Origin of the sequence: Sphingomonas yabuuchiae, from assembly GCF_001477495.1 — a bacterium.
Classification (GTDB): Bacteria; Pseudomonadota; Alphaproteobacteria; order Sphingomonadales; family Sphingomonadaceae; genus Sphingomonas; species Sphingomonas yabuuchiae_A.
The window spans coordinates 1-2,484 of record NZ_LDTF01000161.1 but is presented as its reverse complement, the minus strand read 5'-3'; the positions used below and the strand labels follow the sequence as shown (position 1 = coordinate 2,484).

The window sequence follows — 2,484 nt, the reverse complement described above, 5'->3', positions numbered from 1 at the left end:
CGCCGTCGCCACGCTCGCCCCCAGCAGCGCGAAGGCGAGCAGCCGGGCGAGCGGCCAGGTCCGCGCCAGCAAGATCATCGGCACCACCGCCGCCCCGCCCACAAAGGCGAAGGCCGGTCCCTGCAACAGCCCGATCGCGGCGTCGCCCAGCCCCAGATCGGCCTTGATCGGCTCGATCAGGATCGACAGCAGGAAACGCTGGCCCACCGCCAGCATATGGACCAGCGCCATCAGCACCGCCACGCGATACCCCCGATGCGGAAGCGACAGCGACAATCCGGTTCCTTTCAATGTCGATTGCCCCAAGGGAGCCGATAGTCGACCAGATCGGATCGACATCTTTTCTTCCCCTTGCCCCTCTCTGAGGGGACAGGGTTGCCGTAAATCGCGATCCCTGTCGATCAGGCCAGCGGCACGCCCATGACGGGCCGGGGTAGCCCGATCCGCATACGCTCCAGCGGGCAAGGCCCCCCTAGCGCATCGATATCCTCCATCGACCCATGCAGCCAGCGCTTACGATCCTGCGCCGCGATGATCATCGGCATGGCCGGGAACAGCGCGTCGGCACCGTGATCCGGCGAGCTTTCCACCATCGCGAAGCAGCGCGCATCGCCCCTGTCGCGCCACAACCCCGCCACGGTGAAGACCGGCTCGTCGGCCAGTGCGAACCACGTCGCGCGCCGGTCGCGGCCGGGCCGTGCAGAGGCTGTCAGGGTGGCAGCGGTCAGCGGGATCAGGCAGCGCTGCGCCGGACGCTCGGCCAGGCGACGCCACCAGGGCAGCCCCAGGCCGGGGATGCGTGTGGTCATGTCCTGCCCCTCCCCCATCCCCCAGCGCTGGGTGTCGAGCCCGGTGCCTTCAAGCGTATGGCGGATGACGAAGGCGGGATCGCCCGCCCGCAGATCGCTCAGCTGCGCCCAGGTGCCCCAGGACGCCCCGGCGCTCCAGGCGATGGCGAAGTCGCGACACAGCGCCTCGGCCGTGCGGTCGAGCGTCGCGCGATCACCCGTCATGGCGCGAAGGATCGGGTCCATCGCCGTCATGGGCGGGCGGCCATCGGGCGCGCGCGGTGCCGTGCGCCGGGACGTGGCGAGGCAGGGGCTGAAAGCGGGACGCGCACGGTCGGCCTTTGACGCTGAACGAGAGGGTGAGACGGACGGATCGGTTGGGACAATCCGCCCGCCTCGAATTCCAGTCTGTAGGTCAATCGCTTGAAGCTGCCCATGGGGCGGGGCAATCCGTCTCACGGTTGAGACGTTCGGGCGGGGAACGTTTGGCAGGGCCGTGGAAACCTATCCAAATATCCCGACGTCCACGCCGGCGGAGGCCGGGATGGTGTGAGGGATCCGGGGTACCGGAAATAAGACTTTGCCTATCCCAGACCGATCGCCTCCGCCGCGAGCCCGCGCACATCGACCCGCGCCTTCAACCGGGCGCAAAGGAGCGCTGAGCCGCTGATCTTGCGCTGGACGAACAGCGTCTCGACATGGGGGACGTGCCAGGTGTCGCGGTCGGCGATCATCGGCTTCGTCTCCTCGCGCACCACCGGCACGAAGGCGCGGTCGCCGAAGTCGAAGGGGCCGGGCCGGGCCATCGTATCGTCGATCGCGGCGATGATCCGGTCAACCGCCGGGCGATGCGCGGCGACCGCCTTCTCGCCGAGGAAACCCGTCTCCACCGCGATTTCGCGGATACGATCGCGGTCATGCGCCAGCCCCGCCTCGATCAACCGACGATAGGAGGCGACGGTTTCGGGCGGCACGTCGCGCGCCGCGCCGAAATCGAGTAGCACCAGCCGCCCGGTATCCGCCTGCCAGCGATAATTGGCGAAGTTCGGATCGGTCTGCATCATCCCGAAGTCGAACAGCTCGCGCAGGACGAGCTGAATCAGCGCGGTCATCGCGGTGTCGCGCGTCTCCTGCGGCGCCTCGACCAGCGTGTCGATCGACTGGCCGGGCACGAAGTCCATCGCCAGCACCAAGGGCGTGGTCAGCGACAATTCGGGGCGCGGCACGACATAGCGCGGATCGCCCGCCAGCCGGTCGCCATAGGCCTGCATCCGATCGGCCTCGCGAAGATAGTCCGCCTCCTCGGCCAGCTGGTGCTTGGCTTCCTCCAGCAAGGGCTTCAGGTCGATCGAGGGCGGGATCAGGTTCGACACGCGCAGCAGCGTCGCGACATTGTCGACGTCCGAGCCGATGCTGTCGCGCACGCCCGGATATTGCACCTTGATCGCCAGCACCCGGCCATCGGGCAGCGTCGCGCGGTGGACCTGCCCGATCGAGGCGGCGGCCATCGGCGCGGCCTCGAAATGGCGGAACTTGCGTCGCCAGTCGGCGCCCCATTGCGCCTTCAGCACCTTGTCGAGCTGTGCGGGCGGCATCCGGTAGGCCTGGTCGCGCAGCCGTGCGAGGATGGTCTGCAATTCGGGCGGCAACAGGTCGCCCGCGTCCATCGAGATCATCTGGCCCAGCTTCATCGCCG

2 protein-coding genes and 1 pseudogene are annotated in these 2,484 nt (G+C 68.4%); all 3 read right to left on the bottom strand.

What is annotated here, in order from left to right:
- Positions 1-276 (bottom strand): annotated as a pseudogene (locus tag NS355_RS17855) (MFS transporter); the annotation flags it as partial.
- A 125-nt stretch (positions 277-401) separates the two neighbouring features.
- Entirely contained in the window at positions 402-1,043 is a 642-nt protein-coding gene (locus tag NS355_RS17850; RefSeq protein ID WP_058746876.1) for a hypothetical protein, read from the bottom strand.
- Between the two features lie 329 nt (positions 1,044-1,372).
- On the bottom strand, positions 1,373-2,484 hold a 1,112-nt coding region (locus NS355_RS17845), incomplete at its 5' end, for an ABC1 kinase family protein (RefSeq protein ID WP_058746875.1).